The 14,215-nt window shown below is 72.2% G+C and carries 14 protein-coding genes and 1 riboswitch; of the genes, 9 read left to right on the top strand and 5 right to left on the bottom strand.

Translation table 11 applies throughout. The annotated features are described in order from the left end of the window. Nucleotides 1-63 precede the first annotated feature (63 nt). Nucleotides 64-172, top strand: a riboswitch (TPP riboswitch). From thiE to thiC, 7 genes are all read left to right on the top strand, one after another. Beyond that, entirely contained in the window at nt 167-793 is a 627-nt protein-coding gene (thiE, locus tag QQG74_RS27850) for a thiamine phosphate synthase (RefSeq protein ID WP_341717629.1), read from the top strand. Its footprint overlaps the riboswitch before it by 6 nt. After that, entirely contained in the window at nt 787-2,073 is a 1,287-nt protein-coding gene (gene thiO, locus QQG74_RS27845) for a glycine oxidase ThiO (RefSeq protein ID WP_341717628.1), read from the top strand. The genes thiE and thiO overlap by 7 nt, the downstream gene beginning before the upstream one ends. Further along, a complete protein-coding gene (thiS, locus tag QQG74_RS27840) occupies nt 2,064-2,264 on the top strand; it encodes a sulfur carrier protein ThiS (RefSeq protein WP_341717627.1) in 201 nt (66 codons plus the stop codon). The genes thiO and thiS overlap by 10 nt, the downstream gene beginning before the upstream one ends. Nucleotides 2,265-2,269: 5 nt before the next feature. After that, nucleotides 2,270-3,079: a thiazole synthase gene (locus tag QQG74_RS27835; RefSeq protein WP_341717626.1), complete on the top strand. Its 810-nt coding sequence runs from the start codon at nt 2,270-2,272 to the stop codon at nt 3,077-3,079. Nucleotides 3,080-3,138: 59 nt separating this feature from the next. Next, on the top strand, nt 3,139-3,912 hold the full coding sequence (locus QQG74_RS27830; protein WP_341721418.1) for a thiamine phosphate synthase: 774 nt from the start codon (nt 3,139-3,141) through the stop codon (nt 3,910-3,912). Next, nucleotides 3,909-4,697 carry a bifunctional hydroxymethylpyrimidine kinase/phosphomethylpyrimidine kinase gene (gene thiD / locus QQG74_RS27825; protein WP_341717625.1) on the top strand — a complete coding sequence of 263 codons (789 nt, stop codon included), beginning with the start codon at nt 3,909-3,911 and terminating at the stop codon, nt 4,695-4,697. Before QQG74_RS27830 ends, thiD begins: the two co-directional genes overlap by 4 nt. A gap of 14 nt (nt 4,698-4,711) precedes the next feature. Beyond that, nucleotides 4,712-6,304 (top strand): phosphomethylpyrimidine synthase ThiC, encoded by a 1,593-nt coding sequence (thiC, locus tag QQG74_RS27820; RefSeq protein WP_341717624.1) that lies wholly within the window; start codon nt 4,712-4,714, stop codon nt 6,302-6,304. Nucleotides 6,305-6,409: 105 nt separating this feature from the next. Here the strand turns inward: thiC and QQG74_RS27815 are convergent, their stop codons facing one another. The 4 genes from QQG74_RS27815 to QQG74_RS27800 all read right to left on the bottom strand — a co-directional run bounded on the left by QQG74_RS27815 (nt 6,410) and on the right by QQG74_RS27800 (nt 10,412). Then, a complete protein-coding gene (locus QQG74_RS27815) occupies nt 6,410-8,248 on the bottom strand; it encodes a hypothetical protein (RefSeq protein ID WP_341717623.1) in 1,839 nt (612 codons plus the stop codon). Nucleotides 8,249-8,347: 99 nt separating this feature from the next. Next, nucleotides 8,348-8,677 (bottom strand): cupin, encoded by a 330-nt coding sequence (locus QQG74_RS27810; protein ID WP_341717622.1) that lies wholly within the window; start codon nt 8,675-8,677, stop codon nt 8,348-8,350. Continuing rightward, entirely contained in the window at nt 8,674-9,624 is a 951-nt protein-coding gene (locus QQG74_RS27805; protein WP_341721417.1) for an LLM class F420-dependent oxidoreductase, read from the bottom strand. Before QQG74_RS27805 ends, QQG74_RS27810 begins: the two co-directional genes overlap by 4 nt. Nucleotides 9,625-9,626: 2 nt before the next feature. Next, on the bottom strand, nt 9,627-10,412 hold the full coding sequence (locus QQG74_RS27800) for an ABC transporter ATP-binding protein (RefSeq protein WP_341717621.1): 786 nt from the start codon (nt 10,410-10,412) through the stop codon (nt 9,627-9,629). A gap of 269 nt (nt 10,413-10,681) precedes the next feature. Between QQG74_RS27800 and QQG74_RS27795 the strand changes: the two genes are divergently transcribed. Both QQG74_RS27795 and QQG74_RS27790 read left to right on the top strand, forming a co-directional pair. Continuing rightward, on the top strand, nt 10,682-11,707 hold the full coding sequence (locus QQG74_RS27795; RefSeq protein ID WP_341717620.1) for an ABC transporter substrate-binding protein: 1,026 nt from the start codon (nt 10,682-10,684) through the stop codon (nt 11,705-11,707). A gap of 181 nt (nt 11,708-11,888) precedes the next feature. After that, entirely contained in the window at nt 11,889-12,749 is an 861-nt protein-coding gene (locus tag QQG74_RS27790) for an ABC transporter permease (protein ID WP_341717619.1), read from the top strand. Nucleotides 12,750-12,823: 74 nt separating this feature from the next. On the opposite strand, the gene QQG74_RS27785 is transcribed toward QQG74_RS27790, so the two are convergent. After that, on the bottom strand, nt 12,824-14,005 hold the full coding sequence (locus tag QQG74_RS27785; protein WP_341717618.1) for an ABC transporter substrate-binding protein: 1,182 nt from the start codon (nt 14,003-14,005) through the stop codon (nt 12,824-12,826). Nucleotides 14,006-14,215: the final 210 nt, after the last annotated feature.

Here is a 14,215-nt window from a genome sequence, read left to right as displayed (position 1 = left end):
CCGGTCCGGCCGGCCCGGCCGGACGGGGTTGGCGCAGCCGACGAAACGACGTACGGTGTCACCCAACGAACCCACGGGAGCCCGGTGCACCGGGCTGAGAGGGGGGCTGAAGCCCCCGACCGTCGAACCTGATCCGGGTAATGCCGGCGCAGGGAGGAGTGTTGCCATGCCGTCCCTGGGACGACTGCATCTGGTCACCGACACCCGACCCGGGCGCGATCCGCTGACCGTGCTGCGGGCCGTGCTTCCGGTGGCCCACGCCGAGCTGGTCGTCCAGGTTCGGGTCGAGGACACCGCGACCGACCGGCAGGCGTACGACCTGGCCCGGCGAGTGGTCGAGCTCTGCGCGCCGTACGGGGTGACCTGCCTGGTCAACGACCGTCTGCACGTGGCACTGGCGGCGGGCGCGGCGGGCGGCCACGTCGGCGCCGACGATCTGCCGGTGGCGGCGGCCCGCCGGGTACTCGGCCCGACCGCCGTGCTCGGCGCGACCGCGCGGGAACCGGGGGCGGCCGTCGCCGCGGTCGACGCCGGAGCGAGCTACCTGGGCGTGGGTCCCTGTCACGCCACCACCACGAAGGACGGGCTGCCGCCGGCGATCGGCGTGGGCGGTGTCCAGGCGGTGGCGCGGGCGGTAAACGTACCGGTGGTCGCCATCGGCGGCGTGACGGCGCAGGACGTGCCGGCGCTGCGAGCCGCCGGGGCGTACGGGGTGGCGGTGGTCGGCGCGCTCTCCAGTGCCGCCGATCCGGCCCGCGCCGCTGCCGAGTTCCTCCGGGGGCTCGGGTGTTAACAAGGGGCCCTTCCTCTACCGCAGGCGTTAACAAGGCGCCCTTCCTTACACCTGATGTGGTGGTGGTGGGGGCGGGGCCGGTGGGGTTGGCGATCGCGTGGCGGTGTGCGCAGCGCGGGTTGCGAGTCGTCGTACGCGATCCCGCCCCGGGGTCGGGGGCGTCGCACGTCGCGGCCGGGATGCTGGCGCCGGTGGCCGAGGCGTACTTCGGTGAGCGGGAGTTGACCGGGCTGCTGACCGAGTCCGCCGCGCGGTGGCCGGGCTTCGCCGCCGAGCTGACCGAGGCGACAGGTGCCGACATCGGTTACCGGACCGAGGGCACCCTCATGGTCGGTCTCACCGCCGACGACCTGGCCGAAGCGCGCCGGCTCTGGGCGTACCAGCAGGGATTGGGGCTGCCGGTGACCGCGCTGCGCCCTTCCCAGCTGCGGGAGCGCGAACCGGCGCTGGCGCCCAGGGTGCGCGGCGGCGCGCTCGCCGCCACCGACCATCAGGTCGACCCGCGCCGGCTGGTGCCGGCGCTGCGGCTCGCCGCCGAGCGGGCCGGTGCGGTGCTGGTGCCCGAGCCGGTCCGGAACCTGGCGCACGTGGCGGCCCGGGTGACCGTCGTCGCCGCCGGCTGCGGCGCCGCCGCCCTCACCGGGCTGCCGGTCCGTCCGGTGAAGGGCCAGGTGTTGCGGCTGCGGGCGCCGGATGGCGGTGCGCCGGGCTTCCGGCACGTCATCCGGGGGTACGCCGACGGCGAGCACGTCTACCTGGTGCCCCGCGACACCGGCGAGGTGGTGGTCGGTGCCACCGTCGAGGAACGCTCCGATGTGGACGTCTCTGCCGGCGCGGTGCTGCGGCTGCTGCGTGCCGCCGTCGACCTGCTGCCGGAGCTGGCCGAGTACGACCTGGTGGAGACGATCGCCGGGCTGCGACCGGGTACGCCGGACAACGCTCCCATCCTGGGGCCGCTGCCGGAGCGTCCGGGCGTGCTGGCGGCCACCGGCCACCACCGGCACGGCATCGTGCTCACCCCGGTCACCGCGGACCTGATCACCGGGCTGGTCACCGGGGACGCCCCCACCGAACCGCTGCTCGAACCCTTCCGGCCGCAGCGGTTCCACCCCGGCCCCGCGACCAGGGTGGATGACGCCGACGGGCGGGGCGCGGCCGGTGGCGCGGACGGCTCCGCGCAGTCGAGGTCGGCTTGGTCCGAGCGGTCGAGGTCGGCTTGGTCCGAGCGGTCGAGGTCGGCCGGGTCCGCGCAGTCGAGGGAGGACGACAGATGGAACTGATGGTGAACGGTGCCGGGCGCAGCGTGCCGGACGGAGTCACGGTCGCCGAGCTGGTCCAGCGGATCACCCCGCAACACCGCGGCGTGGCGGTGGCGGTGAACGGCGAGGTGGTGCCGCGTACCGGTTGGCCGGCGACGGTGCTGCGCGGCGGCGACCGGGTCGAGGTCCTCAGCGCCGCGCAGGGCGGGTGAGCAGGGTGAAGGTCGAGACAACGGACCTCCCGGCGGGCGGCGAGGCGGACTTCGAGCTGGGCGGTGTGCGGTTCGACTCCCGGCTGATCCTGGGCACCGGCGGGGCAGCCAACCTGCACGTGTTGGAGCAGGCCATCCGGGCCTCCGGCACCGAGCTGGTCACCCTGGCGCTGCGCCGGGTGGACACCGTCCCGGGCGGCTCGGGCGGCCTGCTGGACCTGCTGGACCGGTGCGGCGTACGGCTGTTGCCGAACACGGCCGGGTGTTACACGGCGAGCGAGGCGGTCAAGGTGGCTCACCTGGCCCGGGACGCGTTCGACACCGACTGGATCAAGCTGGAGGTGATCGGCGACGAGCGGACGCTGCTGCCCGACGGGGTGGAGCTGCTGCGCGCCGCCGAGGAACTGGTCGCCGACGGCTTCACCGTGCTGCCGTACACCTCGGACGATCCGATCCTGGCCCGCCGGCTCGCCGATGTCGGCTGCGCGGCGGTGATGCCGGCCGGATCGCCGATCGGATCCGGGCTCGGGGTCGCCAATCCGCACCACATCCGGCTGATCCGGCAGAGCGTCGAGGTGCCGGTGATCCTGGACGCCGGCATCGGCACCGCCTCCGACGCGGCGCTGGCCATGGAGCTGGGCTGCGACGCCGTGCTGCTGGCCAGCGCGGTCACCCGCGCCGCGGATCCGGTGGCGATGGCCACCGCGATGCGCCACGCCGTCGCCGCCGGTCGCCTCGCCTCGGTCGCCGGCCGCATCCCGCGTCGCTTCCACGCCCTTGCCTCCACCCCCGACGAAGGCCGTCCCGAGCTGTGAACCTCAGTGCTGTGCAGCGGCGCGCGGACCGGCCACTCGCCGGGACGGCTCGGGCCGGACTGCCACCGATCTCAGGGGTGGTGCTGCTCACCGATCGGCGGATGCTGCCCCGGGGCGGGGAGTTGGTGCGGACGGTGGCGGCGGCGGTGGCGGGGGGAGTGCGCTGGGTGCTGCTGCGGGAGCTGGACCTGCCGCGGACCGAGCGCCTCGCGCTCGCCGGTGAGCTGCGGCCGATCCTGGCCGAGGCCGAGGGCATCCTCGCCGTCGCCGGACCCGACCCCCTGATCGACACCGACACCCTGCCTGCCGGCCCGCCGGTGGTGCTGCACCTGTCGGCGGCCGGTCCCTACCCGCCGCCGGCCGCCGACCTGGTCGGCCGGTCCTGTCACGACGAGGCGGAGCTACGCCGGCTCAGCACCGAGGACTACGTGACCCTCTCGCCGGTGTATCCCACCCGGTCCAAGCCCGGTTACGGCCCGCCCCTGCGTCCCGACGGACTGGCCGATCTGATCCGGCTGAGCCCGGTACCGGCCCTCGCCCTCGGTGGCATCGAGACCCCGGCCCAGGTACGCGCCTGTGTCGAGGCGGGCGCGGCCGGAGTCGCCGTCCTCGGCGCCATCATGCGCGCCACCGACCCGGCACAGACCGCCGCCGCCCTGACCACCGCCTTCCACCAGGCAGCCACCCCGAAGCCGCAGAGCCGGCAGCTCCCGACCGGGAAGGCCACGACGGGGCTGCGGCCGACCGTGTCCACAGAGGGATCAAGCCTGACCGCCCGGAGTGGGCACGGTCGGCCGCAGCCGTCAACCGCAACCACTGAGGGAGAGACGTGACCCCCACCACCGTGCTCACCGTGGCCGGCTCGGACTCCGGCGCTGGTGCGGGCATCCAGGCTGACCTGAAGGTCTTCGCCGCGCTGGGCGCGTACGGCACGAGCGTGCTCACCGCGATCACCGCCCAGAACACCAGGGGTGTGGACGCGGTCCTGCCGCTGCCTCCGCAGACGGTCACCGACCAGCTCGACAGCGTGCTGTCGGACTTCGCGGTGCGGGCGGTCAAGACCGGAATGCTCGGCACCCCGGCCGTGGCGGGCGCGATCGCCGACGCGGCGGCGGCCGGCCGACTGCCGGAGCTGGTCGTCGACCCGGTGCTGGTCGCCACCAGCGGGCACCGGCTCGGCGTGGTGGAGGCGGTGGAGCGGCTGTTGCCGTACGCCCGGCTGGCGACCCCGAACGTCGCGGAGGCCGCCGCCCTCACCGGAGCGCCGGTGACGAGCGTCGAGGAGATGGCGACGGCGGCACGGGCACTTGTGGCCGCCGGGTCGGAATGGGTGGTGGTGACCGGCGGGGATGTGACGGTCGGGGACGAGGCGGTGGATGTGCTGCACGGTCCGGACGGGACGACCGTGTTGCGCGGCCCGCGGGTGCCGACCCGGCACACCCACGGGACGGGGTGCTCGTTTTCGGCGGCCGTCACCGTACGGCTGGCGCTGGGTGATCCGGTGCCGGCGGCGGTCGCGGCGGCAAAGCAGTACGTCACCCGCGCGCTGACCGGCGGGCGGGACTGGGAGTTGGGTGCGGGACGCGGTCCGCTGGACCACTTCGGCTGGTCCGCCTGATCAGGGAGGTTGTCATGCAGGCACGTCGCAAGGTGTACGTCGAGGGATCGCGGCCGGATCTCCGGGTGCCGTTCGCGGAGGTGGAGCTGACCGGCGACAACCCGCCGGTGCGGCTCTACGACACCTCCGGGCCGGGTTCCGATCCGGAGGTCGGTTTGCCTCCGCTGCGCGGGCCGTGGATCGCCGAGCGGGGCGACGTGGCGCCGGTACGCGGCGCCGGTACCCCGCTGGGCGGGACGGAGGGGAAGCGGCCGACGCAGCTCGCGTACGCCCGCGCCGGGATCGTCACGCCGGAGATGGAGTTCGTGGCGCTCCGGGAGGGCAGGTCGCCGGAGTTCGTCCGGGACGAGATCGCGGCCGGGCGGGCGGTGCTCCCGCTCAACATCAATCACCCCGAGTGTGAACCAGCGATCATCGGCAAGGCCTTCCTGGTCAAGGTCAACGCCAACATCGGCACCTCGGCGGTGAGCTCCTCGGTGGCGGAGGAGGTGGAGAAGCTGACCTGGGCCACCCGCTGGGGAGCGGACACGGTGATGGATCTCTCCACCGGCAAGCGGATCCACGAGACCCGCGAGGCGATCGTGCGCAACTCGCCGGTGCCGATCGGCACGGTGCCCATCTACCAGGCGCTGGAGAAGGTCGGCGGGGACCCGGTGAAGCTGAGCTGGGAGGTGTTCCGGGACACCGTGATCGAGCAGGCCGAGCAGGGTGTGGACTACATGACCGTGCACGCCGGTGTGCTGCTGCCGTACGTGCCGCTGGCGGTGGACCGGGTGACCGGCATCGTGTCCCGAGGCGGGTCGATCATGGCTGCCTGGTGCCTGGCGCACCACGAGGAGAACTTCCTCTACACCAACTTCCGCGAGCTCTGCGAGATCCTGGCCCGCTACGACGTGACCTTCTCGCTCGGCGACGGGCTGCGGCCCGGTTCGATCGCGGACGCCAACGACGAGGCGCAGTTCGCCGAGCTGCGTACCCTGGGCGAGTTGACCAAGATTGCCTGGGAGTACGACGTCCAGGTCATGATCGAGGGTCCGGGGCACGTGCCGATGCACAAGATCAAGGAGAACGTCGACCTCCAGCAGGAGTGGTGCCACGAGGCGCCGTTCTACACGCTCGGCCCGCTGACCACCGACATCGCGCCCGCGTACGACCACATCACCTCCGCCATCGGTGCGGCGATGATCGGCATGTTCGGCACCGCGATGCTCTGCTACGTCACCCCGAAGGAGCACCTGGGGCTGCCCGACCGGGATGACGTGAAGGCCGGCGTGATCGCGTACAAGATCGCGGCGCACGCGGCGGACCTGGCCAAGGGGCACCCGGGCGCGCAGGCGTGGGACGACGCGCTCTCCAAGGCGCGGTTCGAGTTCCGCTGGTCCGACCAGTTCAACCTCTCCCTGGACCCGGAAACCGCCCGGTCGTATCACGACGCGACGCTGCCCGCCGAGCCGGCGAAGACGGCCCACTTCTGCTCGATGTGCGGGCCGAAGTTCTGCTCCATGAAGATCACTCAGGATCTCAAGGAGTACGCCGCCCGCGGCATGAAGGACAAGTCGGAGGAGTTCCTCGCCGCCGGCTCCCGCGTCTACCTGCCCCTAGCCTGACCCGGCCACCCGCCGTCGATCTTGCGCTTTCGGTCGGGATAAATGCCTCATATGGGGGCAGATCAGCGACCAGAAGTGCAAGATCGGCGGGGGCGGGGTGGGGGGTTAGTCGCGGTGGTGGCGGCCGGTGGAGCGTAGGGAGCGGCGGGGTTTTTTGGGGGCGGGCTCGTCGTCGGGGATGGGGCGGCTCAGTTCGGCCACCCAGTGCACGTACTCCTCGTCCTGCGCGGCCAGTGGCTCCTCGCGTTCGGTGCCGGCGTCGGCCGAGCGTGACCTGCCGCGCCGGAACAGACCGCGCCGGCCGCCCTTGTCCCGGTCGCCGGTGTCCGGCTGCACCTCCTCGGCACGGGTGACGGGCGGCTTGGCGAACGCGGCCGTCACGTCCCGGATGGCCGCTTCCGGGTCGGCGGAGATGCGCGGCGGGGGAGCGGTGAAGCGGCTCGGCGGCTCGGCGGCCGGTGGTGTCGCCTCCCGGGCAGGGCTCGACTGCTCGGCATCGGTCGAGGGGACGTTCTCCTCGGCCGATGCCGGCGGCTCGGGCTGCTGGGCGGGGGCGAGCCGCCACGTGGTCGCCCGCCACAGATCGGGCATCGGGAACCGGCGCCGTGCTCGTGGTGCCGCCCGGGCCGGCGTACCGTCCTCGGTTTCGTCGCCGGCCGGGCTGTCCGACGGGGCTGCGTCCGGCGGGGCTGTGGCCTGGGAGGTCGCCGGGATGTCGCTGCCGTCGCCGACCCAGAGGTCGCCCGACGTGTCGGCGGGCGGGGCGGCCGGACGCTCCGGTAGCCGCGTTCCCGGCGTCGTCGCCGGGGTGCGGGACGCCGTTCGATCGTCCGGCCAGTGCCAGTGTGGTGGTGACCCGGCCGCCTCCGCCTGCGGCGAGTCCGCTGCCGTGGGCGTAGCGCTGGTGGGGGTCGGCTGCTCGAGGGTGGGTGCCGGGCTGCTGGGGGTCGGCTCCGGGGTGGCGCCGAGGGCGATGGGTGACCTGACGGCGGTCTGCTCATCGGCTTGACGCCGGGCCGGGCCGGGCAGCATCGGTGCGGCGGGCAGCGGCGCGAGGATGGCGGTCGGCTCGATGGCTTCCGTCGCCTGGGGGCGGCCCGGCGACCAGGGCAGCAGTGCGGTGGCGGCCGAGCCGAGCGCACCGGCGGCGATGGCGATCAGCGCACCGTAGTACGGCCAGAGTTGGTAGCGGTCACCCGTACCACCCGGCCCGGCGGCCAGATAGGCGAACGCCACAAGCACCGGCCCGGCCGCGCCGCTCGGTCCGCCGATCAGCGGGGGATGGCCGTACTGGCGGGCCAGCGCTCCGGTCGCCGCGCCGGCCACCAAGCTCAGCATCGGCAAGATCAGCAGGGCCAACTGCTGCGCCGTGTCGGCATCGAGCCACGCCGGCTCCAACACGCCGAGGCGTACCGATGTCAGCGGCCCGGACTCGCCCAGCGACGGTAGGACCGAGAGCAGCGCCAGCAGCCACATCACCCCGGCGACGGCGGCCATGTTCCAGGCGAACGGGGGCCGGATCAGCACGGCCAGCGTGGCGCCGGCACCGACCACCGCGCCGAGTCCCGCGCAGATCGCCACGGCCCAGACCGGATCGACCGAGACGACCTCGGCGCTGCGGGCCGGTTGCATGCACAACGGCGCCACGACGAGGGCGCCCAGGGCGGCGCTGAGGGCGACGGCCAACTGCCGACCGGTGCCGGTGAGCTGCTCGTCGCGCCGGACCAGCCGCTCGGCGAGCAGGGCACCGATGACGGCGGCGTTCGTCGCGAACCAGCCGGCCCAGACGAGCTGCGCCGGCCACTGGTTGACGGTGGCACCGGTGAAGGTGCCGGTGAGCCTGATGATGCCGAAGCCGAAGGCGAGGCCGAGCTGACCGGCCCCGGCCAGCAGGCTGACGCCGAATGCCGTGAGCATCAGCCGGCTCAAGGTCCGATGGGCCATGTCCGGCACGTTACGGTCCGTCGCCACCGTTCGCCACCGGCGCGCCGGAGAAGGATGTAATGCCTGCTCGCGGCGGTTGCGCAGCGACGGGTTTCGCTCTTACTTGAGCTCGATGAGCCGGGCCAGGTACGTGGTGTCGCCGACGTTCGTCAGCATGTGCACCGCTCCCGGATCGCGGTAGACCACCCCGCCGGTCGGCTCGTCCGCGTCGATCTTGACGCCGTCGACGGTCTGGATCACGTTCTTCGCGCCCTGTACGGCCACCACGAGGTACGGGTGGTCGTGCCGGTGCAGCGGCTGCCCTTCACCCGGCTCCAGCCGGATGTGCCAGACCCGGACCCGGTCGTTCTCGAAGACGATCTCCTGACCCACCGGTCCGAGGACGAGGTCTGCCCCGGGGGAGTGGGGGTCGAGCGACGGTTGGGTCATCGTGATCCGTTCAGTTGGGGAAGCACCTCGGCGGCGATGAGTTCCAGGTGATCCAGGTCGGTGAGGTCGGTCAGGCGTAGGTGAACCCGCTCGGTGCCGAGCTTTGCGAACTCACCGATCCGGTCGACAAGCTGTCCCGGCGAACCGACCACCGGATTCTCGGGCGGCAGGGCGCTCTTGGCGTGCAGCGGCGCGGCCCGCCGCTGGGCTTGCGCGTCCGTCCGGCCGATGGCCACCACGATGCCGGCGGAGAACAGCAGCGCACCGCGCCCGCTCTCGGCGCGGCCGACCCGTTCGGCCGCCTCCCGCACCCGCTCGTACGCCGCACCGGTCTGCTCGACGCTTGTGAACGGCATGTTGAACTCGTCGGCGTACCGGGCGGCCAGTTCCGGGGTGCGCCTGGCCCCCCGGCCGCCGATGATCACCGGAGGCCCGGGGGTCTGCACCGGCTTGGGCAGGGCCGGCGCGTCGGCCAGTTGGTAGTGCTCACCGGTGTAGCTGAACGTCTCGCCCAACGGGGTGCGCCACAGGCCGGTGATCACGTCGAGTTGCTCGGCGAGGCGGTCGAAGCGTTCCCTGGTGTCCGGGAACGGGATGCCGTACGAGAGATGCTCACGGGCGTACCAGCCGGCTCCGATGCCCAGCTCGACCCGGCCGCCGCTCATCTGGTCCACCTGCGCCACCATCACCGCCAGCGGCCCGGGTAGCCGGAAGGTCGCCGAGCTGACCAGGGTGCCCAGGCGGATCCGGCTGGTCTCCCGGGCGAGCGCGGCGAGGGTGAGCCAGGCGTCGGTCGGTCCGGGTAGCCCCGGCTCGTCGCCCATGCTCTGGTAGTGGTCGGCCCGGAAGAAGCCGTCGTACCCGCCCTGCTCGGCGAGGCGGGCGAAGCGGAGCTGGTCGTCGTAGCTGGCGCCGCGGTGCGGCTCCGTGAAGACCGCCACCCGCATCGTCATCGCCCCTCGGCGGCGGCGGTCGCCGGCTGGTCGCGTTCCATCAGCAGTTCGTGCAGGTCGGCGCTGATCTGGGCGACATCGGCCAGGTGGGCGTTGCGGCCGAGGGTGCGGGGGCGGGGCACGGTCACCTCGACGATCTTGCGGAGCCGGCCGGGGCGCGGGCTGAGTACCACCACCCGGTCGGCGAGCAGCACCGCCTCGTCGATGGAGTGGGTGACGAAGACGATCGTCGCGCCGTTGCGCATGTGCACCCGTTGCAGCTCGCCGGCCAGTTCCTCCCGGGTGAGCGCATCCAGCGCGGAGAACGGCTCGTCCATCAACATCACCCGGGGGTCGCCGATCAGCGACCGGCACAGCGACACCCGCTGCTGCATGCCGCCGGAGAGCTCGTGCGGCAGCCGCTTCTCGAAGCCGGCCAGCCCGGCGACCTCCAGCAGTTGCCGGGCCCGGTCCCGGTGGTCCGCGCGCTTCCAGCCGAAGATCTCCACCGGCAGCAGGACGTTGTCCAGGACCGTACGCCACGGCAGCAGAGCCGGTCGCTGGAACAGCATGGCGATGTCCGGGCGCGGCCCGGTGACCGGTGTGCCACCGACGGTGATTTCGCCCGAGGTGACCGGCAGCAGGCCGGCGATCAGCCGCAACAGGGTGGACTTGCCGCATCCGGAGCGGCCGAGTACGGCGACGAACTCGCCCTCGGCCACGTCGAGGTCGATGCCACGCAGCGCTTCGACCCGGCCGGCGCGGCCGTCGAAGGTGCGGGACACCTCGGACAGACGGATCATCTCCGGCGGGCCTCCACTGAGTGGACGGTCAGGAATCCGTAACAGGCTAGCGGCCTCGCCCGCTATCGCCCCGTGCGGGGGGGACGTCACTTTGTATCCGTTCCGCAACCGGGTACGCCTGGCGTCGCAAAGGTGGGGTTCTCGTACGCTGTGCCCGCGAAGAATCCCCCTCGTACGCGGTGTCGGCTTCCATCTCCGGCTGCCGGTGCCGCCCGACAACCCCCCTTCCGGCGGCACGATGCCCCGGTTGGAAAGGACAAGGTGTACTGATGAAAAGGCTGACCCGTACGGTCGCCGCGGCCACCATGGCCACCGCGCTCGCCCTGGTCTCCGCCGCGTGCGGCTCCGACGACGCCGACGACAAGGGCGGTGTGGGCTCGTCCCTGGAGCAGGTGACCTACCTGACCTCCTTCGGCAACTTCGGGCGTGACTCCTACGCCTGGGTGGCCAAGGAGAAGGGGTTCTTCAAGGACGCCGGCTTCGAGGTGGACATCAAACCCGGGCAGGGCACCGGTGGGGTGATCCAGACGATCGTCGGTGGCCAGGCCCAGTTCGGTCCGATCGACCTGACCGGTGGCCTGCTCCAGCTCGGCAACGGTGACGCCAAGGACTTCGTCGCGGTGGCCGCCATCCAGCAGCGCACCATGGCCGCCATCGCCACCGTCGAGGGCACCGGCATCAACACCCCGAAGGACCTGGAGGGCAAGACGCTCGCCGACACCCCCGGCTCGGTGGTCCGCAACCTCTTCCCGACGTACGCGCGAATGGCGGGCATCGACTACGCCAAGGTGAAGTGGGTCAACGGCGAGGCGCAGACGCTCATGGGCACGCTCGCCTCCGGCTCGGTGGACGGCATCGGCCAGTTCGTCGTCGGCCAGCCGACCATCGAGGCAGTGACCAAGAAGAAGGCCGTCCTGCTGCCGTACAGCAACGTGATGCAGGACCTCTACGGCAACGTGCTGATCACCTCCAAGCAGTACGCCAGCGAGAAGCCGGAGCAGGTCAAGCGGTTCACCGAGGCGCTACTCAAGGGCCTGGAGTACGCCCTGGCGAACCCGCAGGAGGCCGCCCAGATCCTGGCCAAGAACGCCGAGGCGGTGAACCCCGAGGCGGCTGCCGCCGAGCTTCAGCTGATGGCCGGGTACGTCCGCTCCAGCAACTCCGGCACCGCACTGGGCACGCTGGACAGCGGCCGGGTCGCCAAGAGCATCGCGATCCTGCGCGGTGCCGGCGCGCTGAAGACGGACCTCACCCCGGACCAGATCATCGACTTCAATCTCGCGCCGAAGGCCTGAGGTCGAGACTTCGTACCCGGGGCCGACGGCCGACGGTCGACACGGGGTGCGCCGCACCGGGCAGCCGGTGGGGCGTACCCCCTTCCCGTCCCCGGCCACCCGAACTGCCAGCGCCACCTGAACTGCCCGACCACGCCACCATCCGAATCGCCAGAGCCACCCGAATCGCAGGAGGATCCCGATGACCGACGTCCGCCCACGGCAGCCGGAGGCGGCGCTGGCACCCGCGCCGTCCCAGGCGGCACCGCGTGGCCGGCGGTGGCGCCCCGGCGACCTGCGGTCCGTCGCCAGCGCGGCGCTGTTGCCGGCCGCCGGTCTGCTGATCGCCCTTGCGCTCTGGTGGCTGGTCGCCCAGTTGGAGCTGATCCATCCCGCGGCCCTGCCGCCCCCCGCAGACGTGCTGGCCGCCTTCGCCGAACGGCCGGAGCGGCTGCTGGCGCACACCCGCGACACCACCGGCGAGATCCTGGTCGGCTTCCTGCTCTCCGCGGTGGCCGGGGTGCTGCTCGGCCTGGCGCTGGCCGCCTCTCGGACGGTCGAGCGGATGTTCACCCCGCTGCTGGTCGCCATCAACGCGGTGCCGAAGATCACCCTCGGACCGCTGTTGGTGGTGGCGCTCGGCTGGGGTCAGAAACCCATTCTGACGATGGTCTTCCTGCTGTGCTTCTTCCCGATCGTGCTCTCCACCGCGACCGGGTTGACCACCACTCCGGCGGAGCTGGCCGAGCTGGTGCGCTCCTACAACGCCTCCCGCTGGCAAACCTTCCGCAAGGTGCGCTTCCCGGCCGCGTTGCCGCAGATCTTCGTCGGCCTCAAGGTGGCCATGCCGCTGGCCGCGATCGGCGCGGTGATCGGTGAGTTCCAGGCCGGTGAGGGTGGCCTCGGTTACGTCATCCAGCAGTACGCGGGCATCGGCGACACCGCCACCGCCTGGGCGGCGATCATGTTGGTCGCCCTGGTCAGCATCCTGCTCTACAGCGCGCTGGTGCTCATCGAGCGGCGTAGCCTGCCCTGGCTGCGGGAAACCACCTCCAGCCGCTGACCGACCGTCGGGAAGCCCGGCGGGGTTTCCCGACGGCGGCACGGCGCGCCGTAGAGGTCGGCAACGGTGCCGGCTCAGCTGGCCAGTCGCCACCGACCGTTACGGGCCACAAGCGTGGTAAGCGCCTGGGGCATCAGCCCGGAGTGGTTGTCCGGCGTCATCCGGATCGGCCCGGAGAGTCCGTCCAACTGCGAGGTCTCCAGCACGTTCCGGATGCCCTCCCGGTCGACCTTGCCGGCCGGCCCGCCGGAGCGTAGCTCGGCGTCGGCGATGAGCTGGACGGCGTCTGCGGCGAAGGACGACGAACCGTGGTAGCCGCCGAAGCGGGCGGTGTAGTCCTGGAACCACTGCCGACGGGCGGCCTTCGCGGGCGTGGTGGCGATGACGTCGTCGATCACCATCGTCTGGGTGAAGATCAGGGTCGATCGTTCGGCGGCCCGGGCCGAGGGGCCGAGGAAGAGGTCCCCCGCCGCCAGTGCGTCCAGGTAGAGGCCGCCGTCGAAGTCGGTCCGTCGGGCCGCGGTGGCGGCCAGCATGGCCTGCTCCGGCGGGGTCCAGATGACCAGCGCCTCGGGGTTTGTCGAGGTCAGCTGGCTGACCTGCCGGTCCACCTCGGTGTCGGTGCCCCGGACCGTCGCCTCGGCCAGCACCTCGATGCCCGCCTTGTCGAGCTCGCGGCGCAGCGCCTCGGTGCCCTCCCGCCCGTACGGGTCGTCGGTGCGCAGCAACCCGACCGTGTCGATGCTGCGTCGGCTCAGCTCGATGGTGAGCGCCCCGGCGTTGTCGGCGGGGTTGGGCGCCAGCTTGAACACGTAGCGGCGGTCCGCCACCGGGTTGGCCACCGCGTCGGCCGCGGCGAGCGCGATTGTGGGAATCTGCTTCTCGTTGACGGTGCGGACCGCGCCGATCGCGCACTCGTTGCAGCCGCCCATAATGATGGCGCTCACCTGCGGGTCGTTGCTGAATTCGGCGATGTTGCGCAGCGACTCGCTGGCGTCGGACCGGTTGTCCTTCCACACGAGTTTGATCGACCGGCCGTTCAGCGCGCCAGAGGCGTTCAGCTGCTCGATCTTCAACTCCATCGCCTGCCGGTACGCCGTGCCGGCGCCGACCGCCGCACCGGACAGTTCCAGGTCAGCGGCGATGACGATGGGTGAGGTGTCCTGCTCCTGCCCGCCGAACTGGCAGCCGGTGAGGGTGGTGGCCAGCATGGCCGACGCGAGCACGGTGGCGGTCGCGGAGCGGAACGGGGTCAACGGTTTCCTCCTGGTGCGGCACGGGCGGTGGCCCGGTCACCGGCGGCGCGACCATCCTCAGTGGAGATCCGGGGTGCGCCTGCCGTACGGTGTGCGCGAAGCCTGCAAAACCTTGCCAATGCCAGGCGCTGTGGTCAAGCGAGGCGATCGGCGGTGTTTCGGGACGCCTATCCCACATGTTGGGGTAACAAGATGTTTTCCGACGCTCAC

The organism is Micromonospora sp. FIMYZ51 (genome assembly GCF_038246755.1).
Classification (GTDB): Bacteria; Actinomycetota; Actinomycetes; order Mycobacteriales; family Micromonosporaceae; genus Micromonospora.
Note: the sequence above shows the minus strand (reverse complement) of the source record. Positions and strands in the feature narration are given on the sequence as shown.